Consider the following 20,989-nt stretch of genomic DNA (forward strand, 5'->3'; position numbering starts at 1 on the left):
GGTATGAGATGTGCTTGAAAACAAAGAAAAGCGATTCGAAAGTGATATTGAAACTATCTTAACTAATGTAGGCGGTTGGGAGTCTGTAGCCTTCAAAAATACAAACTATGATTCGCAACAAGGGTTGGATGTTTCTATATTATTATCTTTTATCCGTGAAACACAACCAAAAGCATGGAAACGTTACGAAAAGATTTACCGTGAAGATGCAAAAACAAGGTTTTTAAAACGATTTAATGAAGAAGTTAATACACATGGTCTTTTGCATGTCCTTCGAAAAGGGATTAAAGATCGTGGTGTGTCTTTTAAAGTTGTTTATTTTCGACCAGTTTCTTCTTTAAGCTATGAGAATATTAAACAATTTGAAGCAAACCGTTTTCAATGTATTCGTCAGTTTGCATACAGTAGCAAAAGCCGAAACACAATTGATATGGTATTGGCCGTAAATGGTATTCCTCTTGTCGCTTTAGAATTAAAAAATCAATATACAGGACAAAATGTTGAACATGCAAAAGTACAATTTGAAACTAATCGTGATCCAAGTGAAATTGTTTTTCAATTTAATAAACGCTTTTTAGTTTATTTTGCTGTTGATCACTTTGAAGTATATATGACAACCAAACTAGAAAAAAACCAAACATACTTCTTACCATTTAATCAAGGGTCAAATGGTGCTGGAGAAGTTGGTGGAAAAGGAAATCCACATAATGCAGCTGGATACCCTACTGCATATTTATGGGAACAAGTTCTACATCGTAATCAATTGATGGATATTATTGAACGATTTATGAATTTTGAAGTAAAAAAGAATATATTAATATTCCCACGCTACCATCAATTGGATGTCGTAAATAAGCTTGTAGAAGATGTAGCAGAGCGGGGTTCAGGGAAGAATTATCTCATTCAACATTCTGCAGGTTCGGGAAAGTCGAATAGTATTGCATGGTTAGCGTATCATTTAGCTTCTTTACATGATAGAGGGAACAATCCAATTTATTCATCAATTATAATCGTGACAGACCGGACAGTGTTAGATCGACAGTTACAAGACACGATTACAAGTTTTGAACATACAATAGGACAAGTAGAAACAATTGGTGACAATAAATCGTCTCAAGACTTAAAGAATGCAATTAACGATAAAAAGAAAATCATTATTACAACACTACAAAAGTTCCCTGTCATTTATCAAGAAGTAGATGCGGTAGAAGGAAGAAGGTTTGCGGTAATAGTCGATGAAGCACATTCTTCGCAAACTGGAAGAAGCGCACAAAAGCTAAAAGAAGCACTTGCAGATAAAGAAGCATCTCTTAAAGAATTCCAAGAGATTGAAGAGGGTATTGAAAGTCAAACATTAGATGACCAAGACCAACTTGTTAAAACGTTATTATCACAAGGACAACATTATAATTTAAGCTTCTTTGCTTTCACAGCTACTCCGAAAGAGAAAACAATTGAAATGTTTGGTACAAAACAAGCTGATGGAAGCTTTAGGCCATTCCATATTTATAGTATGAGACAAGCGATTGAAGAAAGATTTATCTTAGATGTATTAAAAAACTATATGACGTATAAAACTTCTTATCGAATTGCAAAAGAAATTGAAGAAAATCCTGAGCTACCAAAAACTGAAGCGGTACGAGCTATTGCACGTTATCAATCGTTTCATCCTTGGGTATTAAGGCAAAAAGCCGAAGTTATGGTCGAACAGTTTAGAGCGGTAACTAAAAAGGCTATTGGTGGTAGGGCTAAGGCAATGATTGTTACTCCGTCCCGATTACATGCTGTTCGATATATGAAAGAATTTAAAGATTACATTCAAGAGAAAGGCTATAAAGACCTTGATGTTCTTGTTGCTTTTTCAGGTTCCGTTACAGACGATGACAGAGAATATACAGAGTCGAATATGAACGTAACAAAAGATGGCGAACGTGTTAAAGAGAATCAATTAAAAGAAACATTCCATGGGGATGATTTTAACTTATTGATAGTAGCAGAAAAATATCAAACCGGTTTTGATGAGCCGCTACTTCACACGATGTTTGTCGATAAAAAATTACGTGGAGTAAAGGCAGTACAGACACTTTCCCGTTTAAACAGAACCATGCAAGGGAAGAAAGATACATTTGTTTTAGACTTTGTTAATACTGAGGAAGAAATATTAGACGCGTTCCAGCCTTTTTACGAAGCGACAACGCTAAAAGAAGAAGTAAATCTAAATTTAATTTACGATACGCAAAGTAAATTACGTAAATTTGCTCTTTACAATGATGATGATATAGCACAAGTAATGAAACTAGTGAAACAAGCTCAAAAGAAACAAGATGAACGTTTATTAGGTCGCTTGTCCAGTTTATTCAAACCTGTAATTCAGCGTTACGAAGACTTACCAGAAGATACACAATATGAATTCAGAGTAACATTACGAAACTTCGGTAAATGGTATAACTATGTCGCGCAGCTAGATCGTACATTTGATATGGAATTATTAGAAGAAAATATTTATACGAGTTATTTATTGAAATTTATTCCTAAAGTAAAGCGTGAAAAAGTAGATATCGCAGATAAAGTGAAACTTGAATATTATAAGCTTCAAAAAGACTTCGAAGGCGATATTATGCTAGTTGCTGAAAATGAAGAAGGTGGCGAATTAAAGCATCCCGAAGAATTTAATGCAAATGTAAAACCGGTTGAAGAACGTGATTCGTTAGAAGAGATTATTCACCGAATTAACGAGCGGTTCCCAGATGATTTCTCACCACATGATAGAGTTATAGTAGAAACATTGCATAAGGCATTTACAGAAGAACGAGATGCAAAAATAGTAAATATGGCTAAAAATAATAGCCAAGAAATGTTTGAAAATAGCTTATTTAAAGACGTATTCCTTGATCGAGTAATGGATGAGTACACGAAGAATACAGAAGCTTATCAACGATTAATTGGAGCTGACGATTCCTACTTTAAAACTGTCTATGCATTTATTGCTGCGGATGTTTATAAGACATTGCGGTCAGAAGTGTAATTTGAATGGGTTAACACAAATTTAATTAGAAAGAATTAATAATCTATGACAGAATTTCTACCACTGCCATTTATAAACCTCATGAATGAAATTAAAATATTTATTTATTACATTACTTTATAAAAACTTTTGAAATAAGAAGGAGGGACTCTGTTTGTCTAGACTAAATAGAATTCAAAATGAAATTAAACAATTAGAAGGTGGCCGATTTCAGAAATTGTGTGATATGTACCTTTATCGTAAATATAATTGGGAAAATATCATGTCTTTAGGTTCTATGGAAGGAACAGATAAAACAACAATAGGAGTCCCTGACACTTATTATTACGATGAAAATTCAAACAAATATATTTTGGTGATGTTTGGCACGAGAAAGGATTCAACCCAAAAACTAGAATCAGATATAAAAGAAGCAATTGAAAAGTCACTTTTGGACGAAAAAGAAATTAAAGAAATCATTTGTTGCCATACTTCTTCAAATATTAAAGTTGAAACGGATAAAAAGTTACGTTCATTGGCCTCCCCGATTAAACTGACACTGATAGGAATTGATTCATTATCCCAAGAACTATTAAAATTTGAATATCAAGATATAGTAAAAGAATTTTTAGGAATTGAACAAACTACTGAACAAGTGTGGAAGGTAAATGAATTTGTTTCTATACATGATAAGAGCAAGACTAATGCTAAGTTATCAACTCCGTTTATTGGAAACCACATTGAAATATATAGCATAATAGATAAGTTAAAAGACTATCAAATCTTTGTAATTAAGGGTGAACCCGGAACAGGAAAGACTAGACTCGCTGTAGAAATTTGTAACAAATTACAAGATGATTCTAATGTCATATCTGTTAAAAGCAATAATTTATCTGCATATCAAGATATTAAAGATGCATTAGATATCAATCGATTAAATTATTTATTTTTAGATGATGCCAATACAATAACTTCATTGAAAGCAGTTTTAGATTTATTATTGTTACCAGAGTTTGAAAATAACTTAAAAATAATAATGACGATTAGAGATTATGCTTTTAGTTATATTAAAGATCAATTAAAATCTTTTAAAGTGCAGATTTATGAGCAAAAAACTATGGACGATACCCACATTGAAAAACTTATAAAAAAGCTTTATATAGATATACCAAGTCATATGTTAACAAGGATTAAGAAAATGTCTCGATATAATCCTCGATTAGCAGTATTAGCTGTAGAGATGATTAAAGAGCAGGGTTATGAAAGTATTAATAATGGAAAAGAAATACTTGTAAATTATTATGGTCATATTATCAGTGAGAATGGGATTAGTGATAATGAAATATTAACTTTATTTGTTTTAAGTTTTTTTCAAAAGATAAAATTGGATAGAGAAGAAACCCTAATTGACTTATTAAATTTCTTTGAAATGAATTACAATAGCTTCTTAAAAAGTTTATATATTCTACATGATAAAGAGCTGTGTGATATTTTTCAGGATAGAGCTACAAAAATAAGTGACCAAAGTTTAGCAGACTATATCATAGTAGATTTTATCTCAAATACAAGAAGGATAACAATGCGTAATCTTTTTGCTATTTTTTATCCAAAGTATGAAGGTGAACTAATTAATTTAATCAATGTTATCAATCAATTCGATACTACTGAAACATGGGATGACTATCTTAAATCGGAAATTAAATATGTGTATTATGAAATACTTGAAAAAATTAATCGAGAAAAGTTTTTGAATAGTTTTGCGGTGTTATTGCCTGTAGAATCATTAGATTTTGTCTATAATAAAATTCGCTATACAGACAATGTATTGTATTCTATTTCAGATGAGGAATTTACTAAGAAAGTTAATGACTCAAATATAAATGATCCTATAATATTAATATTATGTAGGTTATCAAATAGTAATAAAATGAATGCAGCAGTTCAATTATTATTACAATATCTCAATAAAAGGCAAGATAAGGTGTTAGAAGTATTTCAAGCAATTAAGGAATTTTTCAATATTGAAAGTGAATGGAATCATTATCTATTTAAAAGAGATACCGTAATTGAATCTTTCAAGGATTTAAAGGGCAAATCAAAGATTGCATCATTTTTATTTATTAAAGTCTCTGAGGAATATTTAAAGTATTCAGGTGAGAAAACTTCTTGGGATGGTAAGAACTTTTCAATTCAAAGATACAGTCTGGTTGATGGAGAGTACCTAATTAATCACCATAGACAAGTTTTAGATTTACTTTTACAAATCTACCGAGAAAATGATGAAGACATAAAGAATATGATTGAGACGTTAATTATGAATTATCCAATATATGAAGCGGAAAATGATTATATCCAAACAGTAACAACTGATTTGAAGTTTATAGAAAAAAACTTTTTTCCTAATTTAGAAAAACTAACTATGAGGCAAGAAAATATTGTTTCAAAGCTCAAATTGGAGGGGGTAAATTTAAAATTAAGTTACATACCATTTTCAAATTATGTTCAATCATCTAGACAAATGTTATATAATGCTTTAATCGCTAGAGAAGCAAAATTCACTCTACTACAGTTAGGATATGATGAATATGAAGAGATTAGATTGAACAAATTGATAGAAACAATGGAAAGATATAAAGGAAATTATATAAAGATGTTTAACCAAATTGGTGACTTTATTAATGATTCAATAATGAAGAATAAGGAAAGGGAGATAGAAGAATCTTTATTTCTAGTGTTTTCAAATTTAAATAAAGATAAAAGAGTAGACCTTTTAAGAGGCTTGTTTCAAAGTAACTATTCAATAAAATTATATCACCCAAAATATTTCATGGAAAAATTAGATTATAATGATGGTGTCAAACTATTAGAATATACAAATGAAGATTCAAAAGAGAAATGGAAATTAGCTAATTTGTTGACAAATAAATATATAGATGATGATCAACTTTATGAGATTCATCATTTCATTAATGATAATGAGAAGAGCAAGTTGTTATCTGATTACTCTATTCTAGAGTTTGGAAACTTCATAAATAGAGATGAAAATATTATAAATAAATTATATGGATACTATGAAAGCGGAATCCTTCCAAATAACTTTTTTATACCTTATTTTATTAATGAAGAAAAGGCAAAAATGATTGTAGATTTGGTCGGAGAAACAATTATTAGAAAGATATATTTAAACGGTTTATCTGAGCAAATAGACCGAAGAGGAATTTTATTTAAGATGGTAATAGATGATACATTTGTTTATAATTTTTTAGTTAGATTACATTCGAATGTTTCTATTTTTCTTATTGATAAATACGGATATCATTTAGATTTTATTTGGAGAAATGAGAATAGCGAAGAAGCAATTAAATTATATATCAATCATTTAATTGATGAGAATAAGCTTATATATGTAGGGGTTGATCCAACTCTAAAGAAGTTATTTGAAAAAAATATTAATAAGTCAAAGTTGTTCATTGAAAATGAAATTATGAATTCCAATAGTGAAAAATATATTGTAAATGTTATGAACTTAGCAACAGAAATATTCAGTGAAAAAGTACTTCTTGAATTTTATAATATACTTAGGGATAAACGAATTGGCAAAGAGGCCTTTGAAAGTATGAATTTTATAAAATTGTCTAAAAGTTGGTCGGGCAGTCTTGTACCTCTTCTTGATCAGGAAATTGAATTTTTGGATAGTCTCTTAGAAATATTTAATGGTATAACATTTATACCGCATAGTTCAATCCTTATGAAGAGGCGAGATTACAAACAAAAAGCAAAAGAAAAGGAATTGCTTAATGATTATTTAGATGAGATGTAATTCGATGAAATAATTATGATACTTTACAGTCAATTTTTTGTAGCTTTAGCATAGTTAACAAAGTGGGGGTAAGTTGATTTGAGTAGGAGGGTAAAATTTTTTGCGACTAATGACCTAGCGTGTGGACCTAATCTAAGAAAAAGTGAAAAGGTTATACAGGAATACGAAAAAGGAAAAGAAGTAAACGATATTAACGATATTATTGAGCTTAACAATATTAAGAAGTATTTTGATAATAAAATATACCTTTTAGAATGGGAATCTGAAGAAATTGAACGGTATGAGTCTTTCATTAAATCATCTTATAGTGAAATTGCAATATATATAAAATCCATTAATGAAGATAATTTCCAAGATTATTATTGTACAGTAGATAAAGATTATATTGATGAATATTGGGAGTTAATTGATAGATTCAAAGCTTATGAAAGTATTACTAAGGAGTTCTTTAAGGAATTTATAATTAATTTTAAAATACCCGTTTATAAATTATTAAAGCATAAAAACATTGTAAGATATTATGAAGAAATAATTAGAGAATGTTTGCTAATAAATCCTTCATCTGCAGAAATATTATTGGACCATTTTGAAATGGAACACATTTCTGAAAGGGCCCCTATATATATTCCAAAGAAGTTAAGCACACTAGATAAAGAAAGAATTATTATTAATTATATTGAAGGTAATAATCCAAATTTGAATTATCTGCAGCTTATATCGAATATACAAAGCAGTAAAGATAAACTAGATATTTCGCCAAAAACTTTGCTGAAAGCAAAAAGAAAAGCAGAGGAATTAGAAGCAGAACTCTTTCAGAATAACTCTGGGGTTTTAATGGAAACATCTGTTTTATTTACTAGTTCACAGGAAGAAGAGTATAAAGTAAAGATAGAGAATTCATCAGTAACTGCTACATATAGCAAAGAATGGATTGAAGAAAATAAAGATTATCCCACTCTATTAAATAATTTCATTTATTTATTTGGATTTGTAGATTTCCAAATGAGAAGCACTCATGTTAGCAAACTGAGTAATATGGGCGTATTTGAAAGGTATCTTCTTACATCATCCAAGAATGCTTATAAAAAAGGTGTAGCATTTGAACAAATGAATTCATTATCATTACTCCAATTAATGGGTTATTACAATGTATTATTTAGCATCGGAATTAGATTAGAGGAAGTTATTGAATGGTTTTTTAAACATTACTTATCAAGTGAGTTTAATGCTCAGAATTTTAAAACCACTATGCCGTCATCAAGCTCTACAATACTTGAAAAATGTACAAATATAATGCCAACAATGGAATCTGTATTAAAGCAATTTACATTATTTGTTGATGAAGGTTATATAGATTTTGAATTGCTTGAAATTCGTTCAGAACATCTAATATACAAAAATATTCCTTCGTTAGTAGAAAAAAAGTATGCCTATGGTTATGGGAAAGAGTATGGAACTGCAACATTTTTACTTTTTTCAGATCAAAGTGGATTAGGTTATTACGAAAGGTCTAAAAAATCTTACGGTAGTTTTTATGAGTTACTTAGCAACGAAAAGTTAAGGTGGAGCGAATACCCTGAGCATGTGCATTCAAGAATAAATTGGCTGATTGAGCATAATTATTTGTCAGTAGATAAGGAAGAGTTTATTTCTATTAGTAATAAGCCATTAATTATAATCTTAAAGGAGTTATATTTTAATGAAGTCATCAGTTATTGGAAATACCCTATGAGTTTTAGAAAGATAATTGATGAATTAGAAAAGAAATATATAATTGAATTCGAAAACTCCCTTTTTTCGAGGCCAGAACAGGACTATATAGATTATTTTCTTAACAAATCAAAATTTAATAATGGATTAGATTTAAGAAATAAATATAGTCATACACAGCCTTTCATACAAGAAGATGAACAAATACACCACCAAAATTATATGACATTCTTACGTATCTTTGTTCTATTAGTAATAAAAATTAATGACGATTTTTGTATTTCTGAAGAGATAACAGAAAATAGGAAAAAGGCATTGGATTAATGATTCCAATGCCTTTTTTTGCCCCTTAAATCACCACGGTGAACCGTATCATAAGTAGATGAGGTTTTTTAAAACAGCATATTGAATTAGTCCTATTTTTATTGTTATAAAAATAGATTCTTCTTTTCTAATAATCGATTTTTGTTTCATTTATAAGCACTGTTTACCATATAACTGTCTCTTTCCATCTCCAAATACTAATTAAATAGGATACCAATGGAAGGTTTAACAACGTCATTTAAATTAATGGCATTATCTCATCATTTATTTTTTAAAATCTAGGTTAAACTCTAACTGGGTGATTATTAATTCCTCCTACTCTGTTATCCGTGGTTGAAAACATTGTATCACAAAGAATTAATATGGCCTTTCTCTATGTTCCTTTTTACACAATTATATAGCTTAATATGGAACTAGGGTCTCCTTGCCCCACAAGCAGTTCTATCTATATAATTAAATTATAGTAAATTTTTTAAAATTCTAAGCGCAATACACATTCTTTCTAAATAAAAAAAGAAAAATTGTACGGGACTAGGCCCCCTGAACTTCTCGTGGAGGTGATTTTTGGATTGGATTATTTGGATAAGGTTCAAGAATTCAGTGATTATGTAGAAGCGCATGTTGAGGATGAAATGAATTTCGATCACGTAATTAACCAACTGTATTTTTCAAAATATCACTTCTATCGTGTGTTTAAGGCAGTTGTTGGACTGCCAGTTCAAGAATATGTGAAGAGACGAAAATTAGCCAAGGCAGCGGAATGTCTCCTCCATTCAAAGGATAGTATTCTCACCATTGCCTTTCAGTTTGGTTTTCAATCCCAAGAAGTGTTCACCAGGAACTTCAAAAAAATCTATGGTATTCCTCCTGGGAAATATAGAAAAGCTCCGATTCCACTCAGAAGTATCGATCGAATAAACGTGGAATCTATTAGACTGAATATGAAGTTGGCTAAAGGCAAAGTGAAAGTAAATGAGAAACTTGAAATGATAAATCGATTAATGTTGGTTGGCGTTGTTAATCAAGTAAGCGATCCAGATCCATTTTCTATTATCGATAGAATGACAAATTTTTTCACCGAGGCGCATCTAGTTCCAAACAATCTAAATGAAAACGTCTATCGCGTCTGCTTTGATATCGACAACACAAAAGAAGTGGCGACATTCCAAGAACTCATTGCGATTGAAGTCAGTGACCTGAGTCAAATTCCTGATGGGATGGTGGGGAAGGTGATCGACAATGTCCATGTTGTTACTTATACACATCAGGGAAAATTGTTTAAAGATGAGGATGGTAAAATAATAGATACATATCATTTCATCTATCAATATCGAATTCCGCTACTGAAGGCAACATTAACGAGTGACTATATCATCGAAAAGTATGGGAAGGACTTTAAAGGACCGTATGAGGATGATGCTCATATGGACATATCCTTGTCGATTATTCCTGAAAGTAGCAACCAGAATCAATAAATTCTACGCCTTGCAAAGTATAGTTAATGGAGAAAGTAACGTTAGCTTAAAAAACATGGTGGAGGGATGCGGGAATGTGTACAACATTTACATTTCAGAAAGAGAAAGCATTTGTATTAGGACAGAATTATGATTTTTATTATGGTCACGGACTTATTGTTGTAAGTCCGAGGGGATTGAAGAAATATTCAATAACGAGAGGAGGTTCCCCAAGAATCACGTGGATCTCGAATTATGGTAGTGTGACATTCACTCAATTTGGCAGAGAGCTTCCGATGAGTGGCATGAATGAAAAAGGATTGACGATTGCCATGATGCATCAGGAAGATGGCAGGCTTCCTTCAGAGGATGACCGTCCTGGATTGAACGAACTACAGTGGATTCAATATCAGTTGGATCAATACCAGTCAGTTGAAGAAGTGGTGGAGCATTTGGAAGAGTTCAGGTTGGAAAAATCAGTATATGAGCTACATTACACGATAGCTGATGCAACAGGGAAAACGGTGCTAATCGACTTTATTGATGGTGCATGCCATGTGACAGGTGATGCTGAATACTATACGATGACCAATACTAGTTATGAAAAATCAGTTGCGTATGCGAACCAGTTTGAGGATTTTCCAATTGAGAATTTATCAAATAAAGCGACCTCTCTCGATCGTTTTACTTTAGTATATCGGTTAGTAAAAGATATTCATGCTCAATCTGCTATTGGTAGTCCGATTCAAAAAGCATTTGAACTACTAGATAAAGTAGCAGTGAAACCCACGGCGCAAACACAATGGGATTGGGTTGGAAACGGGGTTCCACCAACCTTTACGTACTGGAGTATCGTTTTCAATATCACTAATCAAACCATTTTCTATAGGGATTTGCAAAATCATGAAATTCGATCCATTCATCTCAAAGACTTTTCGTTTCATAGTAGTGGTGAAGTACTGGCATTGGCTTTAGATAATAAAGATTCTGGTAGGATTTCAAATCAGTTTCAACCATATCAGACAGAAGATAATGAGCGGATTATCTTAAAAAGCTATGAGCCAATTAGTGATCTTTTTCCTCCTAATGAACAGAGGGAGCTGATAACCTATCCCGATTCATTCAAGAGAGTTTTTGTTGAGGAAAATTAAATAGGTAGAAGGGGCAGTTCTTATGTTTTTTATCGACATAGAGGATGCCTCTTCTCTTTTTCGCTTAACAGGTAAAATGGGTGGTTGCGCTCAGATGCTGCGGCTTTGATCTGTATGTTCATTGACATAATAGAAAACCACAGATCACTAAACCATTTGCCCTGAATTCTGATCTGAGGTATAAGTTGATTATTCACGAATACACTAGACGGTTGAAGTTCCACTAAATGTTGATTTCAGCATATCATTTCCATTCCAAGATACCATTTAAATCCTGATAAATAGAACGTGGTTTCAGATTTAATTCCTCGATTGGTGAATTTTCCCGGTTTATCCAAGCTGTTTTAAATCCAAAACTTCTCGCACCTGAAATATCCCACCCATTTGATGACATGAATAGCACCTCTTCACGTTCTACACCTAGAACATTTAATGCATAGGTATAGGAGGCGGGTGTTGGTTTAAATTGTTTGATATCATCAACACTAATGATTTCATCAAAAAATGGTTCTAAGCCGGAATTTTGAATTAGGGGCTCTAACATATCTCGTGATCCGTTTGATATTACAGCGAGTTTTTTGTGTTTCATTTGCTTTAGAACAGATTTCACTTCTTGATAAGGAGATAGATTTTTATATGCTTCTAATAAAAGCTGGAGATTATCGTTATCATAATCATGATTAAGTTTTTTAAGAGTATATCTTAATGAGTCCAGTGTAATATTAATAAATGGTTCATATTGCCCCATCATCTGACGTAAAAAAGAATACTCAAGTTGTTTTTGATGCCACAGGATACTGATTTCCTTCCCTTTATCCTTAAAAAGTTCATTACACTTTTCCTCTACGGAATGAACATCAACTAAAGTTCCATAAACGTCAAATAGCAGTGCTTTAATTGTAGAATTCATATTTCCTATTCTCCTTCTCATTAAAGATCGATTAGTTATGAAGTATTTTTAATTCTCTGTCAACTATTATTCTATCTTATTATGATAATAATGCAATACTTGATTGGGATTTATATGTAAAAAAATATTTGTGTGCTGCTGATTCAAAAGCGTTTAAGGATAACATCGCATGAGCAGCCATCAAATCTATAGAGTTACTGTATAGGGTTGTTTCTTCACGCACGATGCTGTTAGCATTCACTAGATGTGACACAGCTATGGCGGGATAGTCGTATAAATCAAACGCAGCCAACCGGCTAATAATGAAAATTCAGGATGCAAAGGTTTGAAAAAAATGTAAAAGGCCTATGATACTAAAAGATCCTCGATCATAACAACTAGCCATCCTAGAATCTCTAGTTCAAACCAGGCGCCTGATTCTTGGATGTTTTTGAGTGTCTGCATTGCGTCTCCATTTACGAGTAATGTTCTGTGTGCATAACCATAAGTGAAGGCTGCTGCAATGGCCATGATGAACAAGTAAACTCCTGCTTTGTATCGTTTGAATCCAATGCCTTTACAGGAGATTGACAATTGGTTCGAGCCGTATAGACAATTTTGGTCGAATAAGCTGGATGATTTGGAGAGACATCCTGACCAAGAGGAGTAATGCCGAAAAGCACTATGAGGAGGAAAAGCATGTTAGCCGTTCTGCAACAAACCAAGGATGGATATGTGGCTCGTTTTGAGCGTCATCTAAAGCATTCAGTTGAGAAAGTGTGGTCATCACTTACAGAAAATGACAAGTTGAAGAAATGGTTTTCCGATTTGCAAGTAGATGACCTCCGCGAAGGCGGACTATTAAGTTTGACATGCAAAACGGTACATTCGAGGAACTGAAAATAATCGAACTCAAATTGTATTCGGTATTGGAATATACTTGGGGAGATGATCAAGTTCGATTTGAACTGTATCCTGAATCTGATGGGTGTCGATTGGTCCTGATTGTAAAGATCAACAAAATTACCAGTCACACACCAAAAGATCTTGCGGGCTGGCATGTATGTTTGAATTTAATCCAAGCGTTGTTAGATGAACAATCGTTTGGCTCACGTAAAAACGAATGGGAAAAATGGTACAAAGAGTACGCTCAAAGTATTGACAAATTGAATAAAAGTTAGATATTCACAAAACCCCGTTGCATCGCAGCGGGGTTGCTTGTTATAGTGGAGTATTAATTCTGCTGCTTTACCACTGAATTTCCCAGAGCCGTATCATAAATAGTGGTAATAGGATGAAGAATCATTCTATTACCTTTATGTCTATTATAATTATCTTCCTAACGTCTAGCCTCTCAAAAAATTAAATTGAGTTAATATTAAGACGTAAAATGGTATAGATTTTATTCTTTACAATAAAAAGGTAGATAACATCAATACACACGAAGTTGGGTTATCTGCCAAAACAATGGTAAAATGCAGATGTATTACTAAAGGAAATTTCTTGATATTTTGACTCTTAATTCTTACAACCGTTTTTGTCACAAGTTATTTTACTGCTAGTATTTACCCAATGACTAGAGTGTTCTGTGGTATTAAATCCGCAACCAGTTGTTCCACCTTTTGCGCCACTGTGTACAATTCCAGTTGGTAAATGTTTAACTGCCATTTTATCACCTCCAAAAATTTCCAATATTATATATACTATTATTCTACATAAATCGTCATATCCCTTCTTTTTTATTAAAACTCTTCCATTCACATTGGTAATATTTAATATACTAAAAGCATAGATGGTAGATGAATCTTTTTATAGTTATAGATTCTTCGCTCCTGGATAGTAAATTAATGCTTGGCTTCTGAAACCGAAATGAATGAAAAGGGCAACTATGATAATATATAAAGAAAAAATTAATTCATTCCTCAATATGTTATATACGGAATTATTATCAATAGGTGGGATCTAACCTTGAACATAGAAATGCATTTAATCCTAGTAAAAAACGAGGATAAAACAGAACAAATTGACTCCTATAAAATTAACAATGGTATATGGAAAATTAAGTACCATAATACAAACAAAGAATATCCATATAAAAAAGAAGACGTCCGATTTCTTAGTGAACCCAAATCTATTGACCCTAAAATAAATATAGTATATGCGAATGACCAACCAATTTCAGGCATTAATAAAATACTGGATTTTGGTTCACATATTAGAATTATATTTAACAGTGGATTTAAAAAGATATATAAAAGTTCGGAAATTGCTATAGAAAAAACCTCTTTAAGTAATGCAAGAGAAGGAAACACCTTTGAATATTTAAAAACACTAGCAAACGCTGTTAGCATAAAACTTGATGGAGATGTGTCCTTTTTAAGAAAACAGTATAATAACCTCACTCAGATCAGTCCACGAAGTGTTTTATCAGCCTATTTAGGAAAGAAAAATCTAATAACCCATACCAAACAGCAACAGATTATTTTTCCATTTGGATTTAATGCTAGTCAAAAGGCAGCTACCGAAAAGACGATGACAAGTCAACTTAGTATGATTGAAGGGCCACCAGGTACAGGTAAGACTCAAACCATTCTCAATATCATAGCAAATGCAGTAATCAATAATAAGACGGTTGCCATTGTATCCAATAACAACTCTGCAACAGAAAATGTAATGGAGAAACTACGTAAATATGGAATTGATTTTATTGCTGCTTATTTAGGGAATAAGGATAACCAGAAAAAGTTCTTCTCTGAACAGAATAGGACTTATCCTAATATGAGTGATTGGGTTATGGAGGAGGAAGAAATTCAATCCATTAAAACATATCTTCATGAAGAGCAGCTTAAGTTAAACGATGTGCTGGAGAGCCAAAATAGACGAGCCATTCTAAAAAGGAACTATCTGCGCTTCAAACCGAGTATAGTTACTTTGAAGATTACTATTCTGAATCAGGTTATCCGGAGTTTGATATAAAAACACTGTTTCCATTAAATGCAGATAAACTATTACAGATGATAGTAAAGTATAAACAACAAATTAAACTAGGGAAAATTAAATTTAGTAACAAATTACAGAATCTATTTGTTTATGGAATATATAATTTTAAAATCTATAATTCTTTACCCGAATTAGTCATTACACACTTACAAAAGAAGTATTATGACTTAAAGTCAAAAGAATTAAAGGACGAAATCGCTTTTTTAGATAACAAGCTAGAAAATTATAATTTTGAAAGTGCGATGAAGGAATATAGAGACCAATCTATGCGATTGTTTAAGGCAAGTTTGGGTAAGCGTTTTGGACGGGGTGGTTCTAGAACCACATTTAATACTAATTCACTTTGGAAGGATTTTGATCGTTTTATCAAAGAATATCCTGTTATCCTAAGTACAACGCATTCATTGCGTAATTGCGCTGCTAATAATTATTTATTTGATTATGTATTAGTTGATGAGGCCTCCCAGGTAGATATTGTAACGGGAGCTTTAGCTCTATCATGTGCAAAAAATGCAGTGATTGTTGGCGATGAAAAACAGCTTCCAAATGTAGTACCAGACGAAGTTAGGGGGAAAACTACAAAAGTTTTTAACGCGTTTCAACTTGATGAGGCATAAAATTATTCAAACCATAGTTTACTATCCTCAATTGAAACGTTATTTAGTGAGTTGCCTAAGACATTGTTAAAAGAGCATTATCGTTGTCACCCTAAGATTATAAACTATTGCAATCAAAAATTTTATAATAATGAGCTAGTCATTTTAACTGATGCTGAGGACCGTGAATACCCCTTAACTTTAATCAAAACAGTAAAGGGAAATCATGCAAGAGGTACCATGAACCAAAGGCAAATTGATGTAATTACGAAAGAAATAATCCCAGAGCTTGGTGAAAATGAATCCATTGGGATAATAGCGCCATTTCGGTTACAAGCGGATAAAATACAAAAGGTTACAAGTGATAGCAGTATTGAAGCGGATACCGTGCATAAGTTCCAAGGCAGGGAAAAAGATATTATCATTTTATCCACCGTTTCTAATCAAATAAACGCTAATGATTTTGCGGATAACTCAAATCTGATAAATGTAGCGGTTTCGCGAGCGGTCAAAAAATTAATTGTAGTAGTTGCTGAGGGTAGTGAAGAATGGCATGGAACTAATATTAGCGATTTAATAAGGTATATTAAATACAATAATTACGAGATAAAAGATAGCCAAATCCATTCCGTATTCGATCTTCTTTATAGTAGCTATTCAGATCAATTAATGAAGGTTATGAAAAATAGTAAAAAAGTTTCCGAGCATATATCGGAAGTATTAATAAATAATGTGATTGAAAAAGTATTGAGAGAAAAGCCGTTTCAGACACTTGACTATGTTCTACATCAACCGTTAAGAATGCTAGTGAAAAATACAGAAATACTGACGGAAGAGGAACGGAAATATGCTATGAATATCTTAACGCATACGGACTTTGTTATCTTTAATAAAATGAATAAGATGCCAGTATTAGTAGTTGAAGTAGATGGACATGCGTTCCATGCAAATAATCCAAAACAACTTAAGAGAGATGAGATGAAAGATAATATATTACGAAAGTATCATATTCCTATTGTGAGATTGAAGACGACTGGGAGTGGGGAAGAAGAGGTCATTCGTAATAAACTATTGGGCATTTTGAAATAAAATTAGAAAATAAGTTTATATATATATCGGACGAAATTTAAAAATCATTTTAATTTGTCGAATATTATGATATTATGTAGATGAAAAAATACAATAAATCATCTTTTTAGGGCATGACAACAAGGGTAAAACTTGTCATGCCTTTTTGTTATTTTGTTTATTATTAATATGTTTGGAGGAGTTTCGATGGGAAGACAAATGTATGAGATAGAGATCAGGCATGATGGGTTAAATAAATATAGGTTAATAAAAGGATCTGACCCTTATGTTGTAAGGCAAAAAGCAAGATACCAGGAATTGCAATGGGATGAAATGTGGAAGAAAAAACTAGAAACCCAATTAAAAAAAGAAGAAAGAGAGGCTACCACTAGAGAGAAGGAGGCTAAAAAGGCATTAGCATTACAGTTAACGAGTGAAGCGGAAGAGAAGATTGGAGAACTAGAAGGTATTTTAAGGCTTACCCTTGAAGTAGATGATGCAATAGACTGGGAGAATTTAAAGGATTATACGGAATTTGGTGAGCCTAAACCAATTGAAATAGAACTTATACCTCTACCAGATAAACCGGAAGAGGAGAGCGTAAAATATATCCCTAAATTAAATATTATAGATATTCTTTTTAAGGCTAGTAAAAATAAAAAAATATTAAATATGAAAAAGTTATATGAAGAGGACTTGAAAAAATGGGAAATTGAGGTTGAAGAGATTAACCGTGAAAACCAGGATATTACAGTTCAAAATGCAGCAAACTTAAAGGCTTGGTTAGAAAAAGAAGCAGAATTTAAAAGAGAACAAGAAGAGAAAAATAAGGCGATTGACAATCAGATACATAATTATGAAAAAGGTTTACCATCAGCAATTGTAGACTATTGTGATATGGTCTTATCTAATTCAAGATATCCAGATTATTTTCCTCAGGAATATGATGTTGATTATAATCCGAACAATAAAGTATTAATTGTTGATTATTCATTGCCTGCTCCGGATAATTTACCAACTGTAAAAGATGTAAAATATATTCAATCAAGGGATGAATTTAAAGAGTCATATTTATCAGCAGCTGCTATTAATAAGATATATGATCGTATGCTTTATCAAATAACACTACGTTCTATACACGAGTTGTTTGAAGCGGATGTGGCAAATTACATTAATTCAATTGTGTTTAATGGATGGGTTGAATCTATTGATAAGGCATTAGGTAATAAAGTGAACTCATGTATTTTATCTATACAAGTATCGAAAGAAGAGTTTATGAAAGTCAATTTATCACAGGTTGATCCTAAGCTTTGCTTTAAGAACTTTAAGGGAATTGGAAGCAGCAAATTGAATAGTCTTATGCCGATAGCGCCAATTATTACAATAAACCGTGATGATCCACGCTTTGTTTCATCGTATGATGTGACAGACTCATTAGATGAGACTAACAATATTGCAGCCATGGATTGGCAAGAATTTGAGCACTTAATAAGAGAAATCTTTGAAAAGGAGTTCAATCAATCTGGTGGTGAAGTAAAGATTACTAGAGCTAGTAGAGACGGAGGAGTAGATGCGGTTGCATTCGATCCTGATCCTATCAGAGGCGGGAAAATTGTGATTCAAGCAAAACGATATACTAACGTAGTGGGGGTTTCAGCTGTCAGAGACTTATATGGAACCGTAATGAATGAAGGTGCAACTAAGGGAATATTAGTTTCTACTGCAGATTATGGACCTGATGCATACAGTTTTGCTAAAGATAAGCCACTTACTTTGATTAATGGTAATAATTTATTGCACCTATTACAGAAGCATGGTCATAGGGCGAAGATAGATTTGAAGGAAGCGAAGAAAGTAATTAAAGAAAGAGAAAATAACATTGGGTAATAAATGAAAAGGGGGATTCTATGTGTTGCAAAATAGAATCGATGAATTAGATAGTGCGATTTTAGATATAAAGGGAGAATTAGTATTTGTGACAGGATTCATGCGTGAGGAAATGGTGGAATTACATCTTATTAAAGGGAAAGATTGTTGGAGTTCAAAAGGCTTATATGACTATCAAGAGTTGGAATATCATAATATAAAAAATAATGCACTAATAATAGTAAGAGAAAATGGAAAAGAGATTAATAGATATCAGTATAAACCGGTCTATAAAGATACCATTCAATATAAAAATAAAAATGGTAAAAATCTTTCTATCACTTTTACGATAAGAAAAAGTTCATTTAGTGAACATTACCATCTTCTATCTGATAGAACTTCAATAATTTTTGATAGAAAAGATGAACTGGATAACTACCTATTAGATGAATATGGGATTCGCTGTACTTATAATTAGGAGTTAAGGATTAAGAGGGGGGAAATGATTGATAATGGATAATATGATTTTATTGGACATTGAGACTGGTGATTTTGATGTGGACTCCGGAATATATGAATTAGCAGTATTGGTAATTAAGGATGGTAGAATAATTCAAAGTGAACATATTGCGGAAGTATATGATGAAAGGATTCGTCATCTAGGAATGGGGGAAGGGTACAAGAATATATCTGAAAACCAAGTAATGCAGGAGCGTTTCCAACATATAATCAATACATATCAATTCCCCATAGTAGCTCATAATGTTTCTTTTGATAGAAAATTTCTCGTTCATTATGGTTGGTTGGAAGAGAATTACGAATGTTACGATTCCGTGCGAGCTATCAAGTATGCTAATCCTAATTTGTTTTCTTATTCATTAGAATATCTACTAAATTATTATGATATTGATCTTCCTTTAACTCATATTGCAATAGATGATGTTTACGCGCTTTTTGAGGTGATTAAAAAGGTTGATCCTAAAAAGTGGATACCTTTATACAAAGTTCCTCCCAAAAAATTTAATAAATTTGTTGAAGCCACCGCTAATGTAGAAGGAGAAAGTTTAGTTTTTCAAGGAAGAAGATTAGTGTTTACGGGTGCAAGTCCCTTTCCTAGAATCCTAATGAAAGAAATAGCAGCAAAGTGTGGTGCAATCGTAACGGGAAACGTATCGTCTAAAACAGATTTATTGATTTGTGGAGAAAAGCCAGGTAGTAAGTTAGAAAAAGCTAGGGAGTTAGATATTGAAATACAGACAGATGAATGGTTTATAGATGCTGTATCAAAGGATTTAAATTTAGAGACGGCTACTTTAACTCGGCAAAGTGTTGCTGCAACCAAGGAAACTAGATATGAAAAAATAACTTATACTAAGATTCCTGAATTAAGAGGGAAATTTGTTAATATAGCATTGCTACCATTTAGGATACAAAAGAAAGTGGAAGATATTCTTATTAATCATATGGAGGTAGCTGGTATAAATAGAGGAACTAATGGTTATAAGGTGGATTTTATTATTCATTCAGACGATAGAGAGTATGTTCTTTTAGGAAAGGCTAAGGAAATGCAAATAATTGCTATTCCATTGTCCAAGTTTAATAGAATGATTTTGAGTTAGTAATGAATGAGGAAGTTACTTTTCCATTATGTCATCGAAACGATGGAACAATTTAACATTAGGAGTTATACTAATTGTCGAAGATCAAGACATTTGCATGGGGGAAAATAGGTGCTCGTATTGTATCTCTATCTCAGGTACCATTAATTCACCGATGGGAAGACAAGAAGCTTCTCAGCAAAATACCAAGAGTCAGACCCTTGGCAATAAGATTCTTTTCTATAAGAACAGAAAGTTAAACTTACTAGTTCTTGGGAGTAATACAGAAATAAGTGATAATGACAATTTTTCTAGTGTTTATAAGTTCAAAAATAATGATCTTTCAGTAATTAATAATAAAGGCATTGGTCACAGTTAACCAATGTCTCATTTTTTGCCTCTTAAATAACCACGATGAACCGCATCACAACTAGATACGTTTTTTATAAATTCACCAAGCAAATCAAGTTAACGAATGTAAGAAAAAATTCTATTAACAAGAATATAAC

At 32.1% G+C, this 20,989-nt stretch carries 14 protein-coding genes and 1 pseudogene; 12 read left to right on the forward strand and 3 right to left on the reverse strand.

Annotation, left to right across the window (positions count from 1 at the left end):
• Nucleotides 1-10: 10 nt before the first annotated feature.
• The 5 genes from GMD78_RS07395 (at nucleotide 11) to GMD78_RS07415 (ending at nucleotide 11,463) form a co-directional block, all read left to right on the forward strand.
• Entirely contained in the window at nucleotides 11-3,025 is a 3,015-nt protein-coding gene (locus GMD78_RS07395) for a type I restriction endonuclease subunit R (protein WP_343042180.1), read from the forward strand.
• A 154-nt stretch (nucleotides 3,026-3,179) separates the two neighbouring features.
• The gene (locus GMD78_RS07400) at nucleotides 3,180-6,824 is read left to right on the forward strand and encodes an nSTAND3 domain-containing NTPase (protein ID WP_155668188.1); all 3,645 of its coding nucleotides are present in this window, start codon (nucleotides 3,180-3,182) and stop codon (nucleotides 6,822-6,824) included.
• 78 nt (nucleotides 6,825-6,902) lie between these two features.
• Nucleotides 6,903-8,858, forward strand: a complete 1,956-nt coding sequence (locus GMD78_RS07405) for a hypothetical protein (RefSeq protein WP_155668189.1) — start codon at nucleotides 6,903-6,905, stop codon at nucleotides 8,856-8,858.
• Nucleotides 8,859-9,427: 569 nt separating this feature from the next.
• Nucleotides 9,428-10,333, forward strand: a complete 906-nt coding sequence (locus tag GMD78_RS07410) for an AraC family transcriptional regulator (protein WP_155668190.1) — start codon at nucleotides 9,428-9,430, stop codon at nucleotides 10,331-10,333.
• A gap of 74 nt (nucleotides 10,334-10,407) precedes the next feature.
• Nucleotides 10,408-11,463 carry a linear amide C-N hydrolase gene (locus tag GMD78_RS07415; protein ID WP_155668191.1) on the forward strand — a complete coding sequence of 352 codons (1,056 nt, stop codon included), beginning with the start codon at nucleotides 10,408-10,410 and terminating at the stop codon, nucleotides 11,461-11,463.
• 244 nt (nucleotides 11,464-11,707) lie between these two features.
• Here the strand turns inward: GMD78_RS07415 and GMD78_RS07420 are convergent, their stop codons facing one another.
• A complete protein-coding gene (locus tag GMD78_RS07420; RefSeq protein ID WP_155668192.1) occupies nucleotides 11,708-12,373 on the reverse strand; it encodes a haloacid dehalogenase type II in 666 nt (221 codons plus the stop codon).
• Between the two features lie 345 nt (nucleotides 12,374-12,718).
• Nucleotides 12,719-12,946, reverse strand: coding sequence for a DUF4386 family protein (locus GMD78_RS07425; protein ID WP_343042181.1), 228 nt, complete (start codon nucleotides 12,944-12,946; stop codon nucleotides 12,719-12,721).
• A gap of 105 nt (nucleotides 12,947-13,051) precedes the next feature.
• Between GMD78_RS07425 and GMD78_RS07430 the strand changes: the two are divergent.
• A pseudogene (locus GMD78_RS07430) lies at nucleotides 13,052-13,533 on the forward strand (SRPBCC family protein).
• Nucleotides 13,534-13,870: 337 nt separating this feature from the next.
• Here the strand turns inward: GMD78_RS07430 and GMD78_RS21315 are convergent.
• Nucleotides 13,871-14,020: a hypothetical protein gene (locus GMD78_RS21315; RefSeq protein WP_196493748.1), complete on the reverse strand. Its 150-nt coding sequence runs from the start codon at nucleotides 14,018-14,020 to the stop codon at nucleotides 13,871-13,873.
• A 300-nt stretch (nucleotides 14,021-14,320) separates the two neighbouring features.
• Between GMD78_RS21315 and GMD78_RS21320 the strand changes: the two genes are divergently transcribed.
• The 6 genes from GMD78_RS21320 (at nucleotide 14,321) to GMD78_RS07450 (ending at nucleotide 20,501) form a co-directional block, all read left to right on the forward strand.
• A complete protein-coding gene (locus GMD78_RS21320; protein WP_196493749.1) occupies nucleotides 14,321-15,328 on the forward strand; it encodes an AAA domain-containing protein in 1,008 nt (335 codons plus the stop codon).
• 38 nt (nucleotides 15,329-15,366) lie between these two features.
• Nucleotides 15,367-15,969: an AAA domain-containing protein gene (locus tag GMD78_RS21325; protein ID WP_196493750.1), complete on the forward strand. Its 603-nt coding sequence runs from the start codon at nucleotides 15,367-15,369 to the stop codon at nucleotides 15,967-15,969.
• A 63-nt stretch (nucleotides 15,970-16,032) separates the two neighbouring features.
• Nucleotides 16,033-17,037 (forward strand): AAA domain-containing protein, encoded by a 1,005-nt coding sequence (locus GMD78_RS21330; RefSeq protein WP_246187595.1) that lies wholly within the window; start codon nucleotides 16,033-16,035, stop codon nucleotides 17,035-17,037.
• Between the two features lie 186 nt (nucleotides 17,038-17,223).
• Nucleotides 17,224-18,903 carry a restriction endonuclease gene (locus tag GMD78_RS07440; RefSeq protein WP_196493752.1) on the forward strand — a complete coding sequence of 560 codons (1,680 nt, stop codon included), beginning with the start codon at nucleotides 17,224-17,226 and terminating at the stop codon, nucleotides 18,901-18,903.
• Between the two features lie 22 nt (nucleotides 18,904-18,925).
• Nucleotides 18,926-19,360 (forward strand): hypothetical protein, encoded by a 435-nt coding sequence (locus tag GMD78_RS07445; RefSeq protein WP_155668194.1) that lies wholly within the window; start codon nucleotides 18,926-18,928, stop codon nucleotides 19,358-19,360.
• Nucleotides 19,361-19,394: 34 nt separating this feature from the next.
• Nucleotides 19,395-20,501 carry a BRCT domain-containing protein gene (locus GMD78_RS07450; protein ID WP_155668195.1) on the forward strand — a complete coding sequence of 369 codons (1,107 nt, stop codon included), beginning with the start codon at nucleotides 19,395-19,397 and terminating at the stop codon, nucleotides 20,499-20,501.
• The last annotated feature ends 488 nt before the right edge of the window (nucleotides 20,502-20,989 follow it).

The organism is Ornithinibacillus caprae, assembly GCF_009728145.1.
GTDB classification, from domain to species: domain Bacteria; phylum Bacillota; class Bacilli; order Bacillales; family Amphibacillaceae; genus Ornithinibacillus; species Ornithinibacillus caprae.

Excerpts from the sequence above, each read along its gene's own strand:
- GMD78_RS07415 (WP_155668191.1), top strand. The coding sequence starts at position 10,408 with ATGTGTACAACATTTACATTTCAGAAAGAGAAAGCATTTGTATTAGGA.
- GMD78_RS07420 (WP_155668192.1), bottom strand. The coding sequence starts at position 12,373 with ATGAATTCTACAATTAAAGCACTGCTATTTGACGTTTATGGAACTTTA.
- GMD78_RS21315 (WP_196493748.1), bottom strand. The coding sequence starts at position 14,020 with ATGGCAGTTAAACATTTACCAACTGGAATTGTACACAGTGGCGCAAAA.
- GMD78_RS21325 (WP_196493750.1), top strand. The coding sequence starts at position 15,367 with ATGATAGTAAAGTATAAACAACAAATTAAACTAGGGAAAATTAAATTT.
- GMD78_RS07440 (WP_196493752.1), top strand. The coding sequence starts at position 17,224 with ATGGGAAGACAAATGTATGAGATAGAGATCAGGCATGATGGGTTAAAT.
- GMD78_RS07450 (WP_155668195.1), top strand. The coding sequence starts at position 19,395 with ATGGATAATATGATTTTATTGGACATTGAGACTGGTGATTTTGATGTG.